At 71.2% G+C, this 20,686-nt stretch carries 16 protein-coding genes; 13 read left to right on the top strand and 3 right to left on the bottom strand.

Going from position 1 to position 20,686, the window contains the following annotated elements:
• Nucleotides 1-54: 54 nt before the first annotated feature.
• Together V7Q31_RS05985 and glpD are read right to left on the bottom strand one after the other, a co-directional pair.
• Nucleotides 55-1,143 (bottom strand): ABC transporter ATP-binding protein, encoded by a 1,089-nt coding sequence (locus V7Q31_RS05985; RefSeq protein ID WP_333832776.1) that lies wholly within the window; start codon nucleotides 1,141-1,143, stop codon nucleotides 55-57.
• 33 nt (nucleotides 1,144-1,176) lie between these two features.
• The gene (gene glpD, locus V7Q31_RS05980; protein WP_333832775.1) at nucleotides 1,177-2,784 is read right to left on the bottom strand and encodes a glycerol-3-phosphate dehydrogenase; all 1,608 of its coding nucleotides are present in this window, start codon (nucleotides 2,782-2,784) and stop codon (nucleotides 1,177-1,179) included.
• A gap of 227 nt (nucleotides 2,785-3,011) precedes the next feature.
• Between glpD and V7Q31_RS05975 the strand changes: the two genes are divergently transcribed.
• The 5 genes from V7Q31_RS05975 (at nucleotide 3,012) to V7Q31_RS05955 (ending at nucleotide 9,220) form a co-directional block, all read left to right on the top strand.
• Nucleotides 3,012-4,619: a bifunctional metallophosphatase/5'-nucleotidase gene (locus V7Q31_RS05975; RefSeq protein ID WP_333832774.1), complete on the top strand. Its 1,608-nt coding sequence runs from the start codon at nucleotides 3,012-3,014 to the stop codon at nucleotides 4,617-4,619.
• 10 nt (nucleotides 4,620-4,629) lie between these two features.
• Nucleotides 4,630-5,640, top strand: a complete 1,011-nt coding sequence (locus V7Q31_RS05970) for a hypothetical protein (protein WP_333832773.1) — start codon at nucleotides 4,630-4,632, stop codon at nucleotides 5,638-5,640.
• Nucleotides 5,641-5,642: 2 nt separating this feature from the next.
• Nucleotides 5,643-6,326 (top strand): SOS response-associated peptidase, encoded by a 684-nt coding sequence (locus tag V7Q31_RS05965; protein ID WP_333832772.1) that lies wholly within the window; start codon nucleotides 5,643-5,645, stop codon nucleotides 6,324-6,326.
• A 114-nt stretch (nucleotides 6,327-6,440) separates the two neighbouring features.
• On the top strand, nucleotides 6,441-6,893 hold the full coding sequence (locus tag V7Q31_RS05960; RefSeq protein WP_333832771.1) for a (2Fe-2S)-binding protein: 453 nt from the start codon (nucleotides 6,441-6,443) through the stop codon (nucleotides 6,891-6,893).
• A 14-nt stretch (nucleotides 6,894-6,907) separates the two neighbouring features.
• Entirely contained in the window at nucleotides 6,908-9,220 is a 2,313-nt protein-coding gene (locus V7Q31_RS05955) for a xanthine dehydrogenase family protein molybdopterin-binding subunit (RefSeq protein WP_333832770.1), read from the top strand.
• 43 nt (nucleotides 9,221-9,263) lie between these two features.
• On the opposite strand, the gene V7Q31_RS05950 is transcribed toward V7Q31_RS05955, so the two are convergent.
• Entirely contained in the window at nucleotides 9,264-10,946 is a 1,683-nt protein-coding gene (locus V7Q31_RS05950) for a sensor histidine kinase (protein ID WP_333832769.1), read from the bottom strand.
• Nucleotides 10,947-11,154: 208 nt separating this feature from the next.
• Here V7Q31_RS05950 and V7Q31_RS05945 point away from each other — a divergent pair, with 208 nt between their 5' ends.
• The 8 genes from V7Q31_RS05945 (at nucleotide 11,155) to argS (ending at nucleotide 20,643) form a co-directional block, all read left to right on the top strand.
• Nucleotides 11,155-12,027 carry an amino acid ABC transporter permease gene (locus V7Q31_RS05945; RefSeq protein WP_333832768.1) on the top strand — a complete coding sequence of 291 codons (873 nt, stop codon included), beginning with the start codon at nucleotides 11,155-11,157 and terminating at the stop codon, nucleotides 12,025-12,027.
• Nucleotides 12,028-12,049: 22 nt separating this feature from the next.
• Nucleotides 12,050-12,883, top strand: coding sequence for a transporter substrate-binding domain-containing protein (locus V7Q31_RS05940; RefSeq protein WP_333832767.1), 834 nt, complete (start codon nucleotides 12,050-12,052; stop codon nucleotides 12,881-12,883).
• A gap of 34 nt (nucleotides 12,884-12,917) precedes the next feature.
• Nucleotides 12,918-13,814, top strand: a complete 897-nt coding sequence (locus tag V7Q31_RS05935) for an amino acid ABC transporter permease (RefSeq protein WP_333832766.1) — start codon at nucleotides 12,918-12,920, stop codon at nucleotides 13,812-13,814.
• A gap of 248 nt (nucleotides 13,815-14,062) precedes the next feature.
• A complete protein-coding gene (locus V7Q31_RS05930) occupies nucleotides 14,063-17,185 on the top strand; it encodes a helicase-related protein (RefSeq protein ID WP_333832765.1) in 3,123 nt (1,040 codons plus the stop codon).
• Nucleotides 17,186-17,204: 19 nt separating this feature from the next.
• Nucleotides 17,205-17,519 (top strand): RNA-binding S4 domain-containing protein, encoded by a 315-nt coding sequence (locus V7Q31_RS05925; RefSeq protein WP_333832764.1) that lies wholly within the window; start codon nucleotides 17,205-17,207, stop codon nucleotides 17,517-17,519.
• Nucleotides 17,520-17,577: 58 nt separating this feature from the next.
• Nucleotides 17,578-17,916, top strand: coding sequence for a ferredoxin FdxA (gene fdxA / locus V7Q31_RS05920; protein WP_333832763.1), 339 nt, complete (start codon nucleotides 17,578-17,580; stop codon nucleotides 17,914-17,916).
• Nucleotides 17,917-18,204: 288 nt separating this feature from the next.
• On the top strand, nucleotides 18,205-18,723 hold the full coding sequence (locus V7Q31_RS05915; protein WP_333832762.1) for a CarD family transcriptional regulator: 519 nt from the start codon (nucleotides 18,205-18,207) through the stop codon (nucleotides 18,721-18,723).
• 180 nt (nucleotides 18,724-18,903) lie between these two features.
• Complete coding sequence (gene argS / locus V7Q31_RS05910; protein ID WP_333832761.1) at nucleotides 18,904-20,643, top strand: arginine--tRNA ligase; 1,740 nt, start codon at nucleotides 18,904-18,906, stop codon at nucleotides 20,641-20,643.
• Nucleotides 20,644-20,686 lie beyond the last annotated feature (43 nt).

Below are 20,686 nucleotides of genomic sequence, written 5' to 3'. Positions count from 1 at the left end.
AGGTAGGAATGGGCGAGCCCGTCCAGCGTGATCCGTGCCATGTTCCGCCCCCCTTCAGGCCGCGCGCGCGTAAGGGGCGGGCGCGACCAGCGCGCCGTCCTCGGCGAAGACGTAGACATGCGCGGGGTCGAGCCGCACGGTGAGGGGCCGCCCGAGCGGCAGCTCGCGCACGCCGTGGATCAGCCCGACCCAGCGCTCGCCGGCATGGTCGAGATGGATGAAGGTCTCCGAGCCGGTGATCTCGGTGACGATCAGGGTCGTCTCGAAAGCCAGCGCCTGCGGGGCGTCGTGTTCGAGCCGGAGGTGGTTGGGGCGGAAGCCCGCGCGGTAGCGCCCGTCCGCCAGCCCGGCCAGCGCGCCGGCGGCGGGGACGGACTGGCCCTCGCCGAAGGAGAGGCGGTCGCCGCGCTTCTCGACCGTGACGAAGTTCATCGGCGGGTCGGAGAAGACGCGCGCCGTGATCGCGTCCACCGGCGCGCGATAGACCTGCGGCGTGGGGCCGAACTGGGTGACGCGGCCTTCCCAGAGCGTCGCGGTGTTGCCGCCGAGCAGGAGGGCCTCCTCGGGCTCGGTGGTGGCGTAGACGAAAATCGCGCCGGACTCCTCGAAGATGCGGGGGATTTCGGCGCGCAGCTCCTCGCGCAGCTTGTAGTCGAGATTGGCGAGCGGCTCGTCGAGCAGCACCAGCCCCGCCTCCTTGACCAGCGCGCGGGCGAGCGCGCAGCGCTGCTGCTGGCCGCCCGAGAGCTCCAGCGGCTTGCGGGCGAGCATGGGCGTCAGCTTGAGCATCTCGGCGGTGGCGCGCACGGCGCGGTCGATCTCGGCGCGCGGCTTGCCCTGAAGGCGCAGCGGCGAGGCGATGTTGTCGTAGACGCTCATCGAGGGGTAGTTGATGAACTGCTGATAGACCATGGCGACGGCGCGGTCCTGCACGCGCATCCCCGTCACGTCGCGGCCCTCCCACAGGATGCGCCCCGTGGCGGGCCGGTCGAGCCCGGCCATCAGCCGCATCAGCGAGGTCTTGCCCGAGAGCGTCGGCCCGAGCAGCACGTTCATCGTGCCGCGTTCGAGCGTCAGGTCGGTCGGATGAATGTGGGTCAGGCCGTTCACGACCTTGGAGACCCCGTCGAGGGTCAGCGCCATGTCTCGTCTTCCTCCCCGAGGTCGTGCGCGGCTCTACTCGGCCGCTGCGACGCTCGCCTTCTCATCGTGCCGCGCGCGCATCCACGCGTCCAGCGCGGCGATCTGCTCCGGCGTCATGCGCAGGCCGAGCTTGCTGCGCCGCCAGACCACGTCCTCGGCGGTGCGGGCGTATTCGCGGTCCATCAGCCAGTCGACTTCGCGCGCGGTGAGGGTCGCGCCGAAGTCGCGGCCGAGCGCCTCGGCGGCGTCGGCGCCGGCGATCACCTCGCGCGCCTCGGTCCCGTAGGCGCGCACGAGGCGGGTCGCCCAGAACTCGGTGAGGAAGGGATGGGCGGCGCGCAGCTCGCGCGCCAGCCGCGGCACGCCGTCCCATTCGAAATCGCCGCCGGGCAGCGCGACGCCGGCGGTCCAGTCGCCGGTCGCGGCGGGGAAAAACCGGCGGACCTTGTCCACCGCCTCCTCGGACAGCTTGCGGTAGATGCTGATCTTTCCGCCGAAGATGTTCAGAAGCGGCGCGCCGCCCGCCTCGTCGAGACTGAGCACATAGTCGCGCGTGGCGGCGGTGGCCGATTTCGCGTCCTGATCGTAGAGGGGGCGGACGCCGGAATAGCTCCAGACGACGTCCTCCTCCGTCACCGGCTTCTTGAAGTAGCGGTTGGCGAAGTCGATCAGGTAGCGCCGCTCCTCGGGCGTGCAGACGGGCGGCTGGTCGGGCTGGTCGTGATCGGCCTCGGTGGTGCCGATCAGGGTGAAGTCGGTCTCGTAGGGGATGGCGAAGCCGATGCGCCCGTCCGCGCCCTGGAAGAAGTAGCATTTGCCGTGGTCGAACAGCTTGCGCGTCACGATGTGGCTGCCGCGCACGAGGCGCATGCCGCCGGCGGAGTTCTGGCGCAGCGCGCCGCGCAGCACTTGCTCGACCCAGGGGCCGGCGGCGTTGACCAGCACTTTGGCGGTGCGGGTGAAGGTCTCGCCGCTGTCGGCGTCGCGCAGGGTGATCGTCCAGAGGTCGCGCCCGCGCTCGGCGGAGACGACCTTCGTGCGCGGAAGGATCTCGGCGCCGCGGATTTCGGCGTCGCGCGCGTTCAGCACCACGAGGCGGGAATCCTCGACCCAGCAGTCGGAATACTCGTAGGCCTTCTCGAACTTGTCGTCGATCGGGCCGCCCACGGGGTCGGTCCGCATGTCGACCGTCGTCGTGCCGGGGAGGATCTTCCGCCCGCCGAGATGGTCGTACATGAAGAGGCCCATGCGGATCAGCCAGCCGGGGCGCTGGCCCTTCATCCACGGCATCACGGTGGCCAGCAGCTTGGCCGTCGGCGTGTCCGAGTTGAAGCGCATGTCCTTGTGGTAGGGCAGGACGAAGCGGATCGGCCAGCTGATGTGCGGCATCGCCCGCAGCAGCACTTCGCGCTCGGCGAGCGAGCGGCGCACCACGCCGAACTCGAAGAACTCCAGATAGCGCAGACCGCCATGGAACAGCTTGGTCGAGGAGGAGGATGTCGCCGAGCCGAGGTCGTTCATCTCGGCCAGCGCGACCCGCAGACCCCGGCCCGCCGCGTCGCGCGCGACGCCGGCGCCGTTCACGCCGCCGCCGATGATGAAGAGGTCGGCTGGCGCGGCCGCGTCGCCCGGTGTCGTCATCTCCGCCTCCCCTTCGCGGCTCTCTTGTTTTGCCTAGAGAGCGCCACATGCTGGCGCCCTCGTCAAGGAATTTTTTCGTTTACGTTCGTTTTATAGCCAAAACGCGCACTCTGCTTTTCGTATTTGCGGCAAAGCCCGTCATGCGCCGCGGCCATGTCGCGGCGGATGACGCGCCAGCGCAGTCGCGCTAGCCTCCGACTCGCCCCCAACCAGCCCGGAGACCCGACATGCGCCGCCGCCTCGCCCTCGCCGCCCCGCTTGCGGCGTCCATCGGCCTCGCCGCCGCCCCCGCCTCAGCCGAATTCGCGCTGACGATCCTGCACATCAACGACTTCCACAGCCGGATGGAGCCGATCTCCAAATTCGACAGCACCTGCTCCGCCGAGGACGACGCCAAGGGCGAGTGCTTCGGGGGCGTCGCGCGCCTCAAGACCGCCATCGACGCCCGCCGCGCCGCCATCGCAGCCGCAGGCGGCCACGCGCTCACGCTCGACGCGGGCGACCAGTTCCAGGGCTCGCTCTTCTACACCACCTACAAGGGCGCCGACGCCGCCGAAATGATGAACGCCATCGGCTTCGACGCGATGGCCGTGGGCAATCACGAATTCGACGACGGCCCCGCCGTGCTCGCCGCCTTCGCCGCCGCGCTCGAGGCGCCGCTCGTCTCGGGCAACACCGTCGTCTCGCAGGAGCCCGCGCTCGCCGGAAAGATCTCGCCCTCGGTCGTGCTGGAAGTCGGCGGCGAGAAAGTCGGCATCGTCTCCGCCCTGACCCCCGACACCGCCGTGATCGCCTCTCCCGGCCCCACCGTGACCTTCCTCGACGAGATCGAGCGCCTGAAGGCCGACGTCGCCGAGCTCGAGGCGCAGGGCGTGACGAAGATCGTCGCGCTCACCCATGTCGGCTTCGGCCGCGACCTCGAGATCGCGGCCGCCGTGCCGGGCATCGACGTGATCGTCGGCGGCCACAGCCACACGCTGCTGGCCAACGCGCAGGAGCGCGCGACCGGCCCCTACCCGGTGATGGCGACCGGCCCGGACGGCGACGTGCCCATCGTGCAGGCCTACGCCTATGGCAAGTTCCTCGGCGAGCTGCGCGTGGTCTGGGACGATGCGGGCCGCGTGACCTCCGCCACGGGCGAGCCGATCCTGCTCGACGCCTCCGTGACCCCCGACCCCGCCATCGCCGCCCGTCTGACTGAGCTCGCCGCGCCCATCGAGGCGCTGAAAGGCCAGGTCGTCGGCGAGGCGTCCGCTCCCATCGACGGCTCGCGCGAGACCTGCCGCCTCGCCGAATGCCAGATGGGCGTGCTGGTGACCGACGCGCTGCTCGACCGCGCCCGCCCGCTCGGCGCCGCCATCGCCATCACCAATGGCGGCGGCCTGCGCGCCTCGATCGACGCCGGCCCCGTCACGATGGGCGAAGTGCTGACCGTCCTGCCCTTCCAGAACACCATGGCGACCTTCACGGCCAGCGGCGCCGAGATCCTCGCCGCGCTCGAGAACGGCGTGAGCAAGGTGGAGGAGCAGGCGGGCCGCTTCCCGCAGGTGGCCGGTCTGCGCTTCACCTGGTCCGCGGCGAAGCCCGCCGGCGCGCGCATCCTCTCGGTCGAAGTCGAGACCGCCGAAGGCTGGGCGCCGCTCGACCCCGCCGCCGACTATGGCGTCGTCTCCAACAACTACATGCGCAACGGCGGCGACGGCTACGCGATGTTCAGGGAGGCGCGCGACGCATACGATTACGGCCCCGGCCTCGACGAGGTGGTGGCGAGCTTCGTCGCCGCCAACGCGCCCTACGCGCCGCGCCTCGCGGGCCGCATCACGCAGGCCGATTGAGCGGGGCCGATTGAGCCGCCTCGGCAACTGGCGGCGGGCCGCGGCGGGGCTTCTCGCCCTGTCCGGCCTCGCCACAGGGGCCGCCGCCCTCCACGCGGCGGCGACTTCGCCTGCGCTCGCGCTGGTGGAGGAGATGAGCCCCGACGCCCTCGGCCCCGAGGCGCTGCGCCTCCGCCTCGAAACCGCCCTCGCAGCTGCGGTCACCGCCGACTGGCTCGCCCGCGAGACCGACGCCGCGCTCGACGAGCGCCCGCTGAACTGGTCCCGCCTCGACGCGCTTTCCGATCTCGCCGCCGAGCGCGGCCTCTCCCTGCCGCCCGAAACCGAGGCGCGCCGCATGGCGGCGCTCGCCGAACGCCCCGGCCTCGTCTGGGCCTGCGCGGAAGGGGCGCTCGGCGCCGACCTCCCCGACCACCCCACCGCCATCGCCTGCCATTTCGGCGCGTCGCTCACAGTGATCGGCGACGGGCGCGACCTGATCGCCGAAGGCGCGAAGCATCTGGCGGGCGAGGAGGTGGACGAAGTGACGGTCGCCCTCGCCGGCGCCGGCCTCGCGGCGGTTCTGGCGGGCCCCGCCGGTCCCGCAGTCAAGGCGTCGGCTGCGGCGCTGCGCACGGGCCGCCGCCTCGGCGCCGTCTCGCCCCGCCTGATCGCCGACGCGCTCGCCCAGCTGCGCCGCGCCGGCCCCCGCGCGCTCGCCGGCCCCTTCGCCGACATCGGGCGCGTGGCCGCCGATCTCGGCCCGGTCGCCGCCATCCGCAGCCTGCGCCATCTCGACAGCCTCGACGACGCGCGCAAGCTGCGCCGTGTGTCCGAGGCGATGGGCCCGCGCACCGCGCGGACCTTCGAGGCGCTCGGCGCGCAGCGGGTGTTCGCCGCCCTGACCCGCGTCAGCCGCGCCGCCCTGCGCATCGGCGGCCTCGCCGCCGCGGCGGTCGCGTTCCTGCTGGGCGCGCTCGCCGCGCTGGGGCAAGTCAGCCTCGGCCGCCTCCTCCGCCCCCGTCCCCGCCCGGTCCGCTAGCGATGTGCGGCCGCTTCGCCCTCACCCTGCCGCGCGACGCCGTGCGCGCCCATTTCTCCGCCGCGCCCACGGAGGCCGCCGCCGCGCTCCCCGACGCCCCGCGCTACAACATCTGCCCCACCCAACCCGTCGCCGCGATCCGGCTCGACGCGGAGGGCCGGCGCGCGCTCGACGCGCTGCGCTGGGGCTTCATCCCCCCTTGGGCCAAGACCCCGAGCGACGGCCCGCTCCTGATCAACGCCCGCGCCGAGACGCTGCACGAGAAGCCCGCCTTCCGCGAGGCGTGCCGGCGCACCCGCTGCCTGATCCCCGCCACCGGCTTCTTCGAATGGCGCGCCGATGCGGGCCGCGGCAAGGAGCCTTGGTTCATCCGCCCGGCGCAGGCCGACCTCATGGCCTTCGCGGGCGTCTGGACGGTCTGGTCCGGGCCTGACGGCCCCGTCGCCTCCTGCGCCATCGTCACCTGCGCCGCGAACGCGGCCCTCGCGCCGATCCACCACCGCATGCCGGTGATCGTGCCGCCCGCCGATTACGGCCTCTGGCTCGGCGAGGAAGGAAAGGGGGCGGCGACGCTGATGAAGCCCGCCCCCGAGGGGTTTCTCGCAATGCACAGGGTGGACCGCGCCGTCAACGCCGCCCGCCACGACGCGCCGGAGCTCATCGAACCGATCGACGCCGAGGCGTGAAATCGGGCGAACCGCACATCCCGCTTGTGAGAATCGTTCCGCCTCGCGCCTTGCGTGTGATAGTCTGTCGCACCAACGTCGCGACGGCGAAGACGACGCAGGGAGGAGACCCCGATGGCCAGACTGACCCTCAACGGTCGGGATCGCGAGATCTCCGCGCCCGACGACATGCCGCTGCTCTGGGCCCTGCGCGACCTCGAAGGGCTGACCGGCGCGAAATACGGCTGCGGCGCCGGCCTCTGCGGCGCCTGCACCGTGCATCTCGACGGCGTGGCCGTGCGCAGCTGCCAGACGCCCCTCTCCGCCTGCGAGGGCCGCTCCGTCGTCACCATCGAGGGGCTGCACCCCGAGGGCGACCATCCGGTGCAGGCGGCGTGGCGCGAGTTGAACGTGCCGCAATGCGGCTACTGCCAGTCCGGCCAGATCATGCAGGCGGCGAGCCTGCTCGCCGAAAACCCCCGCCCCTCCGACGACGACATCCTGCGCGCCATGGAGGGCAACATCTGCCGCTGCGGCTGCTACGAGCGCATCGTCGCCGCCGTCCGCCACGCCGCCACCGGCAGTTGAGGGAGGACCGCGCCATGCTCCACCGCATCCTGAGCGACAAGACCGCCTCCTCCGCCCTGCGCATCGCCCGAGTCGACCGCCGCGCCTTCCTCAAGGGCGCGTCGGGCTTCGCGCTCGCGGCATACGCGCTCCCCGCTTCCGCCTTCGACCGCTGGCCCGTCGGCGGCGAAGACATGTCCAACGGCCTGCGGACCGACCCGCTGATCTTCGTCGCCATCGACCCGGACGGAACCGTCACCCTCGTCGCCCACCGCGCCGAGATGGGGCAGGGCTCGCGCACCAGCCTGCCGATGGTGCTGGCCGACGAGATGGGCGCCGACTGGGCGCGCGTGCGCATCGTCCAGGCCCCCGGCGACGAGCCGCTCTACGGCAATCAGGACACGGACGGCTCGCGCTCGATGCGCCACCACATCCAGGCGATGCGCCAGATGGGCGCCGCCGTCCGCCAGATGCTCGCCGAAGCCGCCGCCGAGCGCTGGGGCGTCGCGCCTGAGGCCGTCCGCGTCGGCGTGCACGAGGTCGCCGACACGGTCGGCGGCGCGACGCTCGGCTTCGGCGAGCTGGCCGAGGCCGCGATGGCCCGCCCCGTCCCCGCCTTCGAGGCGCTCAGCTTCAAGTCCGAGGACGAGTTCCGCTACATCGGCAAGGAGGTCGTGCGGATCGTCGATCTGCACGACATCACCACAGGCAAGGCGATCTACGGCGCCGACGTCGCTGTGGAGGGGATGCTGGTCGCCGCCATCGCCCGTCCGCCGGTCGTCGGGGGGCGCGTCGCCCGTTTCGACGCGACCGCCGCCCTCGCCATCCAAGGCGTCGTCGCCGTCGAGACGCTCGACCCCCCTCCCCCCGGCCCGGTCGCCTTCATGCCGCTCGGGGGCGTCGCCGTTCTCGCGGAAAACACATGGGCCGCGATCCGCGGCCGCGACGCGCTGACCGTCGAGTGGGAGGACGGGCCGAACGCCGTCTATGACAGCGCGGCCTTCCGCGCCGAGATGGAGGCGACAGCCGCCGCCCCCGCCCGCATCATCCGCGACCGGGGCGACGTGGAGGCGGCGAAGGCGCAGGCCGCCAACGTGATCTCGGCGACCTACCATCAGGCCCACATGTCGCACGCGCCGATGGAGCCGCCCGCCGCGCTGGCCCGCGTCGAGGGCGGGAAGGCCGAGATCTGGGCGCCCGTCCAGAGCCCCTATGGAACCCGGCAGGCCGTCGCCGGCGCGCTCGGCCTGCCCGAGGCGGACGTGACCGTGAACCAGACGCTTCTCGGCGGCGGCTTCGGGCGCAAGTCGAAATGCGACTTCGCCATCGAGGCGGCGCTGCTGAGCGCGAAGGCGGGCCGCCCCGTCCGCGTCCAGTGGACCCGCGAGGACGACATCCGCCACAGCTTCCACCACACCACCTCCGTCGAGCGGATCGAGGCGGCGGTGGACGGCGCGGGCAAGGTGACCGGCTGGCTCCACCGCGCCGTCGCGCCCACCATCATGTCCACCTTCATGCCCGACCCCGAGCACTCCGCGACCTGGGAGGCGGGGATGGGGCAGGTGGACAACCCGTTCGACGTGCCGAATCTGCGCTGCGAGAGCGGGCCGGCGAAGTCGCACACCCGCGTCGGCTGGTTCCGCGCCGTCTCCAACATCCCGCACGCCTTCGCGATCCAGTCCTTCGCCGCCGAACTCGCCCATGAACTCGGCCGCGACCAGCGCGAGATGCTGCTCGAGCTGATCGGCCCGGCGCGCAAGGTCGACCTCGCCGCCGAGGGCTTCCCGGAGGATTTCTGGAACTACGGCGAGAATTGGGACCATTTCGCCATCGACACCGGTCGCCTCGCCAACGTCCTCATGCTGGCGTCGGACGCCGCCGGCTGGGGCCGCGATCTGCCGGAAGGCGAAGGGCTGGGCCTCGCCGTCCATCGCAGCTTCGTGACCTATGTCGCGGCCTGCGCGCGGGTGAAGGTCGAGAACGGGCGCATCCGCGTGCCCGAGATCCACATGGCCGTCGATTGCGGTTTCGCCGCCAACCCCGAGCGCATCCGCAGCCAGATGGAGGGCGCGGCGGTGATGGGCATGACGCTGACGCTGCACAGCGGCGTGAGCTTCGAGAAGGGCCGGGTGGTCCAGTCCAACTTCAACGACTACCCGATGGCGCGCGCGACCAACTTCCCCGAAAAAGTCCATGTCGAGATCGTGAAGCACCCGTTCTCGGTCCCCGCCGCGGGCGTCGGCGAGCCGGGCCTTCCGCCCATCGCGCCGGCGATCTGCAACGCGCTGTTCAACGCGACCGGCAAGCGCATGCGCTCGCTGCCCATCGGCGAGACCATCGACGCCTGAGGCGTGGACAGGCCGAGGAGGCGGGCGCGCGCGGCCCGCCCCCTCACGCCCGCGGAACCGTCACCGAGATCGCCACGACGCCGCCCTCGACCTGCGTCGAGAGCTGCGCGCCGATGCCGGCGGCGAGCTTTCCGACCAGCGGCAGCCCGATCCCCAGCCCCTTGGAATTCACCGCGACCCCGCGCCCGCCTTCGATATAGCCGTCGATCATTTCCTTGGTGACCGCGGCGGCCTCGTTCTCGACCGTGATCGTCGCGCTCTCCGGTCCGAGCGAGCACAGCACCCGCACAGTTCCCCGCCGGTCGGAATACCGCGCGGCGTTGACCACGAGATTGATCAGGATCTGCAGCAGGCGGTTGCGGTCGGACCGCACCGAGAGCCAGGTTCCCTCGAGTTCGGTCGGAAACGCCGCGTCGTCGCCGATCTTCGCGCGCGCGATCGCGGCCAGATCGTGGAGCAGATCGACGAGGTCGAACTCCGCGATGGCGGGTTCGAACTGCCCCCGCGCGATCCGCGCGATGTCGAAGGCGTCGTCCACCATGGCGTTCAGATACCAGGCGCAGCCGCGCATGTATTTCAGGTGCTTCGAGACCTGATCCTGCGCGGCGCCCGTCTCCATGCCGTTCTCTGTGATGTCGAGCAGCCCGATGATGCCGCCGAGCGGCGTCTTGAACTCGTGGGCGAGCTGGGCGAACTCGGCCTCGACGGCGGCGATGCGCCGGGTGAGCGCGTCGCGCTGCTCCGACAGTTCGTGGATGCGCAGGCGCCGGATCGCCGCCGCCGCCCGCTCCCGCATGCGCGCCATCGACAGGGCGATCATCGCGAAGGAGGCGAGCAGGAAGGTGCTGATCTGGAAGGCGAATTCGATCCGCCCTGACGGCGCCGCGTCGGTGGACAGCCACGCCGCCGCGATCGCGGAGATCAGGAACAGGTAGATCACCGCCGATTTCGGGGAGGCGGCGTAGGCCGCGATCACGCTGAACACGCCCACCCCGACGACGCAGAGCAGCCGGACGTTCAGCTCCGACCCTCCCGCGATCGCGGCGAAGACCGAGGCCAGCGCGACGGCGAGCCCCAGAGCCGCGAGCGGGGCTCTGAGGCGCGCCGCCGCTCTCCGCAGCGCGGCGCGCGACCGGATCGGACCAAGGGGCGCGAACAGCAGGACCGGGGCGAGCGAGAGGGCCCCGAACAGGTCGCCCACCGCCCAGCCCAGCAGGCGTTCGATGCTCAGCTCGTCTTCGCCCCCGGTGGCCAGATGCGCGTTCACATTGCCGAGCGCCGACGACAGCGCCGACCCGAGAAACGCGGCGACCATCAGCATTGCGAGCGTTTTCGGCCGGATCGACTGGCGAAGCGTCCGGACCTGGCTTCGATAGAGCAGCCCGGCCGCCAGATATGCGACCGCATGCGCGAGACTGCCGAGCACCGCCCAGTGGTCGGGATAGCCCGCCCATTGGCCCGACCCCGCGACGAACGACGCTGCGAAAACGGCGGGCGCCGCCGGCGCGCCGTAGCGGATCGTCAGGAACAGCGAGATCGCCGCCGGCGGATACCACGCGCTCACCCCATGATTGACCGCGAGGATCTCAGCGAGCTTCCACAGGGCGACCCAAGCAATGCTCCACGCGACGATCGCCGCCGCGTCGCCCAGATGGGGCCGGCCCTTCTCCGGGACGACGCCTGCTGGGCGCTTCGCGTCGTCTCGAACCGGCGTAGTCAATTGCATGAGTTTGCGCCTTACAATGGCGTGTGGACCAATCGCCGCCGACATGGCGCTCCGAATCTGAACAAGACCTTAACGCCGCGTCTCGAAAGTAGCTATTCGCATACCGTCCGCGGCAGGCCAACCCGGAAAGATCGACGCCGACGCGCGGAAGCCCGGCGCGGCGCCTTCGCGCTTGCAACGCCGGGCCGGGGCGGCCACAACACCCTCGATGACGGAGCGCGGCGAGACGCTGAGCATTGGGGCCGCCGCGCCCGACCTGCCTCCCCCCGCGCAGGCCCGTCTGCGCGCGCGCCTGCGCAAGGCGGGCGATGTGGCGCTGTTCGCCCTCGGCGCGGGGCTGCTGGCCTGGGCGATCTACGCCGGCGCGCAGGCGATGGGCTACAACTGGCAGTGGAGCCGGGTGCCGCGCGGCTTCTACCGGGTCGTCGAGGGCGAGCTGATCTGGGGGCCGCTCGCGCGCGGGCTGGTCGTGACGCTGCAGATCACCCTCGCCGCGATCCCGCTCGCGCTGGCGATCGGGCTGGCGACCGCCCTTCTGCGGCTGTCGCGCTCCTTCGCGGGCCATGCGCTGGCGACCTTCTATCTGGAGATCGTGCGCAACACGCCGCTGCTGGTGCAGATGTATCTGTTCTATTTCGTGCTCGCGCCGATCCTCGGGATCGACCGGTTCTGGACCGGGGTGCTGTGCCTTGCGGTGTTCGAGGCCTCCTTCATCTCCGAGATCATCCGCGGCGGCGTCCTCGCCGTGCCGCGCGGGCAATGGGAGGGCGCGGCGGCGCTGGGCCTGCGGCCGGCGCAGCTCTGGCGCAAGGTGGTGCTGCCGCAGGCGGCCCCGCTGATGGCCCCTCCGATGACCTCGGCCGTCGTCAATCTGATCAAGAATTCGGCGATCGTCTCGACCATCGCGGTGTTCGACCTCGCCAACGAAGCGCGCAACATGATCGCCGACACCTTTCTGAGCTTCGAGATTTGGCTTGTCGTCGCAGCCGTCTATCTGTGCCTCACAATTCCGCTCTCGGCCGTCGCCGGATGGCTGGAGCGCCGAAGCAACCGCAACCGCCGCGCCGCCGCGCCCGGCTGACCCCTTCACGGAGACCCCCCTCATGTTAAAGCGATTTTCGGCGGCTCTGGCCGCAGGCCTGACCGCTCTGGGCCTTCTCGCCCCGGCAACCCATGCGCAGGACGCCCGTCAGGCGCTGTCGCAGAGCAGCGTCGTCGAGCAGATCAAGAGCCGCGGCGCGATCCGCGTCGGCATGGCGACCTTCATCCCCTGGGCGATGCGCGACAAGAACGGCGAGCTGATCGGCTTCGAGATCGACGTCGCCAAAAAGCTCGCCGCCGATATGGAAGTCGACGTCGAATTCGTGCCCACCGCCTGGGACGGCATCATCCCGGCGCTGCTGGCCGGCAAGTTCGACGTGATCATCGGCGGCATGTCGATCACGCCGGCGCGCAACCTGACCGTCAACTTCTCGCGCCCCTACGCCCATTCCTCGCTCGGCGTGATGGCCAATCGCAGCCTCGCCGAAGGCCTCGCCTGGCCGGAGGGCTACGACGCGCCGGAAGTGACCTTCGCCTGCCGCCGCGGGGCCACCCCCTGCGCCTGGATCGCCGAGCGCTTCCCCCGCGCCACGCTGCGCCAGTTCGACGACGAAGGGCAGATGGTGCAGGAAGTGCTGAACGCCGCCGCCCACGCCGCCGTCTCCTCCCAGCCCACCCCGGCCTTCGAGATCTACGAGAACCCCGAACTGCTGTTCGCGCCGACCGACGAGCCGATCAACCCCGGCAACGAGGCCTTCGCGCTGCGCAAGGGCGATCCCGACGCGCTGAACTTCTTCGACAACTGGATCCTCGTGAACACCGCGAGCGGCTGGCTCGAGGCGCGGCACGAGTACTGGTTCGGCGGGCGGCCCTGGGCCGACCAGCTGGGCCAGTAAGCGGGCCCCGCGAAAGACGGACGCTGCGGCGCGGATGTATCCCGACCCGGACGCCCCGCGCCGCTTCGGCTGGCTCGACGCCGCGCTGATCGCGCTGACGGCGCTCTGCGCGGCCTATGTCTGGACGCGCGTTTCGGACGTGCTGGCCTATCGCTGGGACTGGAGCTTCCTGCCTCAGGCCCTGTTCCGCAGGGACGCCGAAACCGGCTGGCTGTCGCCCAACCTGCTGCTCGAAGGGCTGCTGGTCACCATCCGCCTGTCGCTGTGGGCGATGCTGGGGGCGAGCGTTCTGGGGATGGCGCTCGGCGCCATGGCGGCGAGCGCGCGGCTCTTGCCGCGGATGGTCGCCGCCGCCTATGTCGGGCTGGTGCGCAACATGCCGCCGCTCGTCTTCATCTTCATCTTCTACTTCTTCCTGTCCTCGCAGATCGCCCCGGCGCTCGGCCTGTCGGAGGCCGCGCGCGGCATGAGCCCCGCGGCGGCGGCGCTGACCCGCGCGCTGATCGGTCCGCCGGAGCTGCTGGAGAACCTCGTCTCCGGCGCGCTGTGCCTCGCGCTGTTCGAGGCCGCCTATGTCTGCGAGATCGCGCGCGCGGGGCTGAGTTCGGTGCCGGCGGAGCAGCGCGAGGCGGCGCGCAGCCTCGGCCTCGGGCCGTGGCGGGAGTTCCGCCACGTCGTCGCCCCGCAGGCGCTGCGGGCGGTCACGCCGCCGCTCGCCAACCAGTTCATCATGCTGGTCAAGAACAGCGCCATCGTCTCGCTGATTTCGGTGCAGGAGCTGACCTTCGTCGGAACCGAGATCGCCGTCTCCACCGGGCGGCGCTTCGAGACGTGGATCGTCGTGGCGGCGATGTATTTCGTCCTGTGCTATGCGCTGTCGCGGCTCTTCGCGCGGATGGAGCGGCGGATGCGGGCGCGCGACGCGCGTTAGGGCGCAAGCCCGCACGAGAAGATCCGTTGACAAGCTTTTTTGAAAACAACGGTCCACAGCTAGGACCTGCCTCTTTCGGGTCGATCTCCGCTCCAGCCCGGAGCCCCATGCCGAAGGCGCTCCGCGTCGTCCGCCGCGCGGGGCTTGCGCGATTTCGCGCGCGCGGGCTTCCCTTCGCGCGGCGCGCGCAATACGTCCCTTGGGCGGGCCGGCGCCGCCGGTCCCGCCCCGCGCCCGGAGCGACCGTCATGAACGCCCTGCCCCCGCACGCGCGCGACGCCACGGTCACGGCGATGCTCGGCCCCACCAACACCGGAAAAACCCATTACGCCATCGAGCGGATGCTCGCCCATCGCAGCGGGATCATCGGCTTCCCGCTGCGCCTGCTCGCCCGCGAGGTCTATGACCGCGTCGTGGCGCTGCGCGGCCCCCGCGTCGCCGCGCTGATCACCGGCGAGGAGAAGATCGCGCCGGCGGATGCGCAATATGTGCTCTGCACGGTCGAATCGATGCCGCTCGACTGGGGGGCGGAATTCCTCGCGGTCGACGAGATCCAGCTCTGCGCCGACCCCGACCGCGGCCATGTCTTCACCGACCGGCTGCTGCGCGCGCGCGGCCTGTCGGAGACGCTGTTTCTCGGCTCCGAGACCATGCGCGCGCGGATCGCCGCGCTGATCCCCAAGGCGCGCTTCGTCAGCCGCCCGCGCTTCTCGACGCTGAGCTACGCCGGCCCGCGCAAGATCTCGCGCCTGCCGCCGCGCTCGGCGGTGGTGGGGTTCTCGACCGATTCGGTCTATGCGATCGCCGAGCTGATCCGCCGCCAGAAGGGCGGCGCTGCGGTGGTGATGGGCTCGCTCTCGCCCCGCACCCGCAACGCGCAGGTCGCGCTGTTCCAGAACGGCGACGTGGAGCATCTGGTGGCGACCGACGCCATCGGCATGGGGCTCAACCTCGATCTCGACCATGTCGCCTTCGCGGGCCTGCGCAAGTTCGACGGCCGCCGCCACCGCGCGCTCGCGCCGGAGGAGCTGGCCCAGATCGCCGGGCGCGCGGGCCGCCATGTCGCGGACGGCAGTTTCGGCGTCACCGCCGAGGCCCGCCCGCTCGACGACGACGTGGTCGAGCGCATCGTCACCCACCGCTTCGACCCGGTGACGCGGCTGCAATGGCGCAACGCGCGGCTCGATTTCGGGACGGTTCCGGCGCTGATGGCGAGCCTTGAGGCCCCGCCGCCCCATCCCGACTTGCAGCGCGCCCGCGAGGCCGACGATCTGGCGGCGCTGCGCTGGCTGTGGGCCGACCCCGAGACGCGCGACATCGCGCAGGGCGGCCCGGCGGTGCGGCTCCTGTGGGACGTCTGCCAGATCCCCGACTTCCGCAAGACCTCGCCCAGCGAACATGCGGCGCTGCTGGCGCGCATTTACCGGTTCCTGACGGCGGAGGCGGGCGTTATACCCTGCGGCTGGATCGCCGAGCAGGTCGCGCGCGTCGATCGGACCGAAGGAGACATCGACGCGCTGTCGCGCCGTCTCGCCCATGTCCGCACCTGGACCTACATCGCCAATCGCGGGCGGTGGCTGGACGATCCGGGCGGATGGCGCGAGAAGACCCGCGCCGTCGAGGACCGGCTGTCCGATGCGCTGCACGAGCGGCTGACGAAGCGGTTCGTCGATCGCCGCACCAGCGTGCTGATGAAGCGGCTGAAACAGAAGGAGAGGCTCGTGGCCGAAGTCAGCGAGAGCGGCGAGGTCGTCGTCGAGGGCCACGCCGTCGGCCGGCTGGAGGGCTTCCGCTTCCGCCCGGACCCCGCCGCCGGCGCCGAGGAGGCCCGCACCCTGCGCTCGGCCTCGCTGCAGGCGCTTCAGGCCCATCTCGCCCACCGCGCCGACCGCTTCTACAACGCCCCCGACACCGAGATCGACGTCACCGAACAGGGCGGACTGATGTGGGGGACCGACGCGGTCGGCCGCCTCGAAACCGGGCCCGACCAGCTGAGCCCCGCGGTGCGCGCCTTCGTCGAGGAGGATGTCGACCCCGCCATCTCCGAGAAGGTCCAGCGCCGCCTGAGCCACTGGATCGAGCGCCGGATCAAGGCGCTGTTCGAGCCGCTGACCGCGATGCGCGACGACCCCGCGATGACCGGCCTCGCCCGCGGCGTCGCCTTCCAGCTCGTCGAGGGCCTTGGCGTGCTGCAGCGGCGCGCGGTCGCCGAGGACGTCAAGGCGCTCGACCAGGACGGGCGGGCGGCGCTGCGCAAGCACGGCGTGCGCTTCGGCCAGCACCATGTCTTCATGTCGGCGCTGCTCAAGCCCGCGCCCACCCGCTTCCGCCTGCTGCTGTGGAGCCTGCACAGCAAGTTCGACGATTTCCCGCCCGCGCCCCCGCCCGGCCTCGTGACCATCGCGCAAGTCCCCGGCGCGCCGGAGGGGTTCTACACCCGCGCGGGCTATCGGCTGTGCGGGGCGCGGGCGCTGCGCATCGACATGCTTGAGCGACTCGCGGACATGATCCGCCCGCTCGACGCGCGCGCGGGCTTCGAGGCGACGCCCGACATGCTCTCGATAACCGGCTGCACGCTGGAGCAGTTCGCGGACCTGATGAAGGGCCTCGGCTTCGCCGCCGAGCGCGGCGAGCGGCCAAAGGCGGCGCGGCGAAGCGAACCTGCCGCGCATGCCCAAGCCGCAGCGGGCGGCGACGCGCCCGCCGCGACGCCCGAGGAACCCGCGGAAGCGCCCGCCGAAGCTGTGGCCGAGAGCGCCGAGGCGACCTTCGACGCGCCGGCGGAGACGCCTTACGAGCCGCAGCCCGACGCCGCGCCGGCAGAGGCGCCGCAAGAGTCGCAGCCGGACGCGCTGATGTCGGACATCGCCGACGAAGCCGCCGCCGAACCCGAAATCGAAGGGGCGCCGGCGCCCGTCGAGATCGAGGCCTTCTACACCTTCACGCTGGCGCCGCGGCGTCAGCCCAATGCGCGGCGCGGCGACCGCGGGCCGCGGACCGAGGGCGAGACCCGGGCGCCGCGCGGCCAGCGTCGGGACGGCCGCCGGGAGCAGCCGGCGGCGGCGGACGGCGCGGCGCCCGTCGCCGACGCCGCGGCGCCTGCCGATCCGGGCCCGAAGCGCGCCGAATTCGCGCGCGGCGGCGACGGCGGACGCGGGGGACCGGGCAAGGGCGGCAAACCGGGCTTCAAGAGCGGAAAGCAGGGCTTCAAGGGCGGAGGCCGCCCCGACCGCGACGCGGGCAGGGATGGCGGCCGGGAAGGCGGGCGCGACGCCGCCCCCCAGCGCGCGGCGCCCCCCCCGCCGCGCGACAAGCCGGTCGATCCGGACAGCCCCTTCGCGATCCTCAAACAGCTCAAGGATCGCATGTGACGCGGGCCGAGGGCGGCGCGTGAGCGACGCCGACGGCCCCCCGCGCGCGCGCCTCGACGTCTGGCTGTGGCGCGCGCGCTTTTTCCGCACCCGCAGCCTCGCTGCGGAGGCCGCGGCGAAGGGCCTGCGCGTGAACGGCCAGCGCGTCGCCAAGCCGGGCGCCGGCCTCAAGACGGGCGACGTGCTGACCTTCGCGCAGGCCGGGCGCATCCGGGTGATCGAAGTCGCCGCGCTCGGCGACAGACGCGGCCCCGCCGCCGAGGCCCAGGCGCTCTATGTCGACCGCGACCCGCCCGCCGACGCCGCGCCGGACGCAGGCGAAGGCCCCCCTTGAAGCCCTCCGTTCGCCTGCTTACAACCCCGGACACGCGTTTTCGCTGGAGTCGCCGCCCATGACCTATGTCGTCACCGACAACTGCATCCGGTGCAAATACACCGATTGCGTCGAGGTCTGCCCGGTCGACTGCTTCTACGAAGGCGAGAACATGCTCGTCATCCACCCCGACGAGTGCATCGATTGCGGCGTCTGCGAACCCGAATGCCCCGCCGACGCCATCAAGCCCGACACCGAGCCCGGCCTCGAGAAATGGCTCGAGGTCAACACGAAATACGCCGGTCTCTGGCCCGTGCTGACCACCAAGCGCGATCCGATGCCGGACGCGGAGAAGTATGACGGCGAATCGGAAAAATTCGAACGCTACTTCTCAGAGGCCCCCGGCGAGGGCGACTGAACGTCGGGGCCCGCAGCTTTCGATCAATCGGTTCAAGACCTTGGCGCACACGCACTGAAGTCTCCGGAAATTTTGTCGCGGCGCAGTAGGATTCCGGCCTCGGGGATGTTATATTGAGGTCACACTCGAAGATCGGGGCTTCGGCGGCGCGCATGACCGACACGACTGTCCAGACCTGATCTTCGCTCTCCTGACGCCGCGCCTTGGCGTCCCCGAACGGGGATGAGGGCAGTGGCGTCTTTTTGACTGTGCCCTGCGCAAGCGCGGCGAGACCGAACGGGAGAAATCATGACCAAGAAACCGACCCAGCGGCGCGGCGACTTCCACCCCGACGATTTCGTGGTCTACCCGGCCCATGGCGTCGGGCGCATCCTGTCCATCGAGGAGCAGGAGATCGCGGGCTGCCGGCTCGAGATGTTCGTGATTTCCTTCGACAAGGAGAAGATGACCCTCCGCGTGCCGACCGCCAAGGCGAATTCGGTGGGGATGCGCTCGCTGTCCTCGCCCGACATCGTCGAGAAGGCGCTCCAGACGCTGAAGGGCCGCGCCCGCGTGAAGCGCGCGATGTGGTCGCGCCGGGCGCAGGAATACGAGCAGAAGATCAATTCGGGCGATCTGCTCTCGATCGCGGAAGTCGTGCGCGACCTGCATCGCGGCGGCGACCAGCCCGAGCAGTCCTATTCCGAGCGCCAGCTCTACGAGGCGGCGCTGGAGCGTCTGACCCGCGAAGTCGCCGCGGTCGAGCGCCTCGACGACGCGACCGCCGCCGAGCGCATCGAGACCGCTCTGGTGCGCCGCGCCGCCTGAACCGGCCGCCAGAGGCCGCACCGAAGCCGCCTTCCGAAGGGAAGGCGGCTTTTTTCATGGCGCGCTTGCAATGAGCGGGCGCTAACGCGCGACGGGCCGGTCGACGGCGGCCCCCGCTTTGCGCGGCCCGGCGTTCTGCGCTAGAGGGCGGGCGCGCAGCAATCCGAAGGGCGGTCCGCCATGAACCTGTTCGCCGACATCCGCGTTCTGGTCGTCGAGAGCCTGTCCGCGCTGGCCGCCGAAGGCGTCCTGCCCGGTGGTCTCGACCTGTCGCCCGTGCAGGTCGAGCCGCCGCGCGACCCCGCCCATGGCGACATGGCGACCAACGCCGCGATGGCGCTGGCCAAAGCCGCCGGGCTGAGCCCCCGCGCCATCGCCGAGCCGCTCGCAGCCCGCCTCGCCGGCGACCCGCGCGTGACGGCCGCCGAGGTCGCCGGCCCCGGCTTCATCAACCTTCGCCTCGCCCCGATCTGCTGGCTCGAAGCGGCGCGCGACGCGCTGGAGGCGGGGCTGCTCTACGGCCGCTCGGAAATGGGCGCGGGCAGGCGCGTCAATGTCGAGTTCGTCTCGGCCAACCCGACCGGCCCTCTGCATGTCGGCCACACCCGCGGCGCGGTGTTCGGCGACGCGCTGGCCAACCTGCTGCATTTCGCCGGCTGGGAGGTCACGCGGGAATACTACGTCAACGACGGCGGCGCGCAGGTCGACGTGCTCGCGCGCTCGGCCTATCTGCGCTACCGCGAGGCGCGCGGCGAGGCGGTTGAAATCCCCGCCGGCCTTTACCCCGGCGACTATCTCGTCGCGGTGGGCGAGGCGCTGTCGGAGCAGTTCGGCGACGCGCTGATGGACCTGCCGGAGGAGTCCTGGCTGCCCGACGTGCGCGAATTCGCCATCGAGCGGATGATGGCGGCGATCCGGTCCGATCTCGACCTGCTCGGCGTGAGGATGGACCGTTATTTCTCGGAGCGGTCGCTCTACGACACAGGGCTGATCGAGGCGGCGCTGAAGCGGCTGGACGAGGCCGGGCTGATCCATGTCGGCGTGCTGGAGCCGCCCAAGGGCAAGACGCCCGAGGATTGGGAGCCGCGCCCCCAGACCCTGTTCCGCTCGACGCAGTTCGGCGACGACACCGACCGCCCGCTGAAGAAGTCGGACGGAAGCTGGACCTATTTCGCCCCCGACATCGCCTATCATTTCGACAAGATCGAACGCGGCTACGATCTGCTGATCGACGTGTTCGGCGCCGATCACAGCGGCTATGTCCGGCGGATGAAGGCGGCGGTGGCGGCGCTGTCGGACAACCGCGTCGAACTCGACGTGAAACTGTGCCAGCTCGTGAAGCTCTACAAGAACGGCGAGCCGTTCAAGATGAGCAAGCGCGCGGGAAGTTTCGTCACCCTGCGCGACGTGATCGCCGAAGTCGGCGCGGACGTGACCCGCTTCGTGATGCTGATGCGCAAGAACGACGCGGCGCTCGATTTCGACTTCGCCAAGGCGATGGAGCAGTCGAAGGACAACCCGGTCTTCTACGTCCATTACGCCAACGCCCGCATCGCCTCGATGCTGCGCATGGCGGGCGAGGCGGAGCTCGACGCCTCGGACCGCGCGCTGGCGGGCGCCGCGCTCGAGACGCTGACCCATCCCGCGCAAGTGGCGATGGCGCGCAAGCTCGCCGAATGGCCCCGGCAGGTCGAGCAGGCGGCGGCGGCGCACGAGCCGCACCGCATCGCGTTTTTCCTGCACGAACTCGCCTCGGAGTTCCACAGCCTCTACAACGCCGCGCGCGACGAGCCGGCGCTGCGCGTGGTGCAGGGCGCGCCCGAGGGCGATGCGGCGCGATTGGCGCTGGCGCGCGCCGTTTCGGTTGTCATTTGCGCCGGACTTGCTATCCTCGGCGTCGCTGCGGTGGAAGAGATGTGACGCGTTGACGTCGCCGGCCTCCGGAGCTTGAGCAGAGCAGGCG

This window comes from Rubrimonas sp., assembly GCF_036788415.1.
Taxonomy (GTDB): domain Bacteria; phylum Pseudomonadota; class Alphaproteobacteria; order Rhodobacterales; family Rhodobacteraceae; genus Rubrimonas.
Note: the sequence above shows the minus strand (reverse complement) of the source record. Positions and strands in the feature narration are given on the sequence as shown.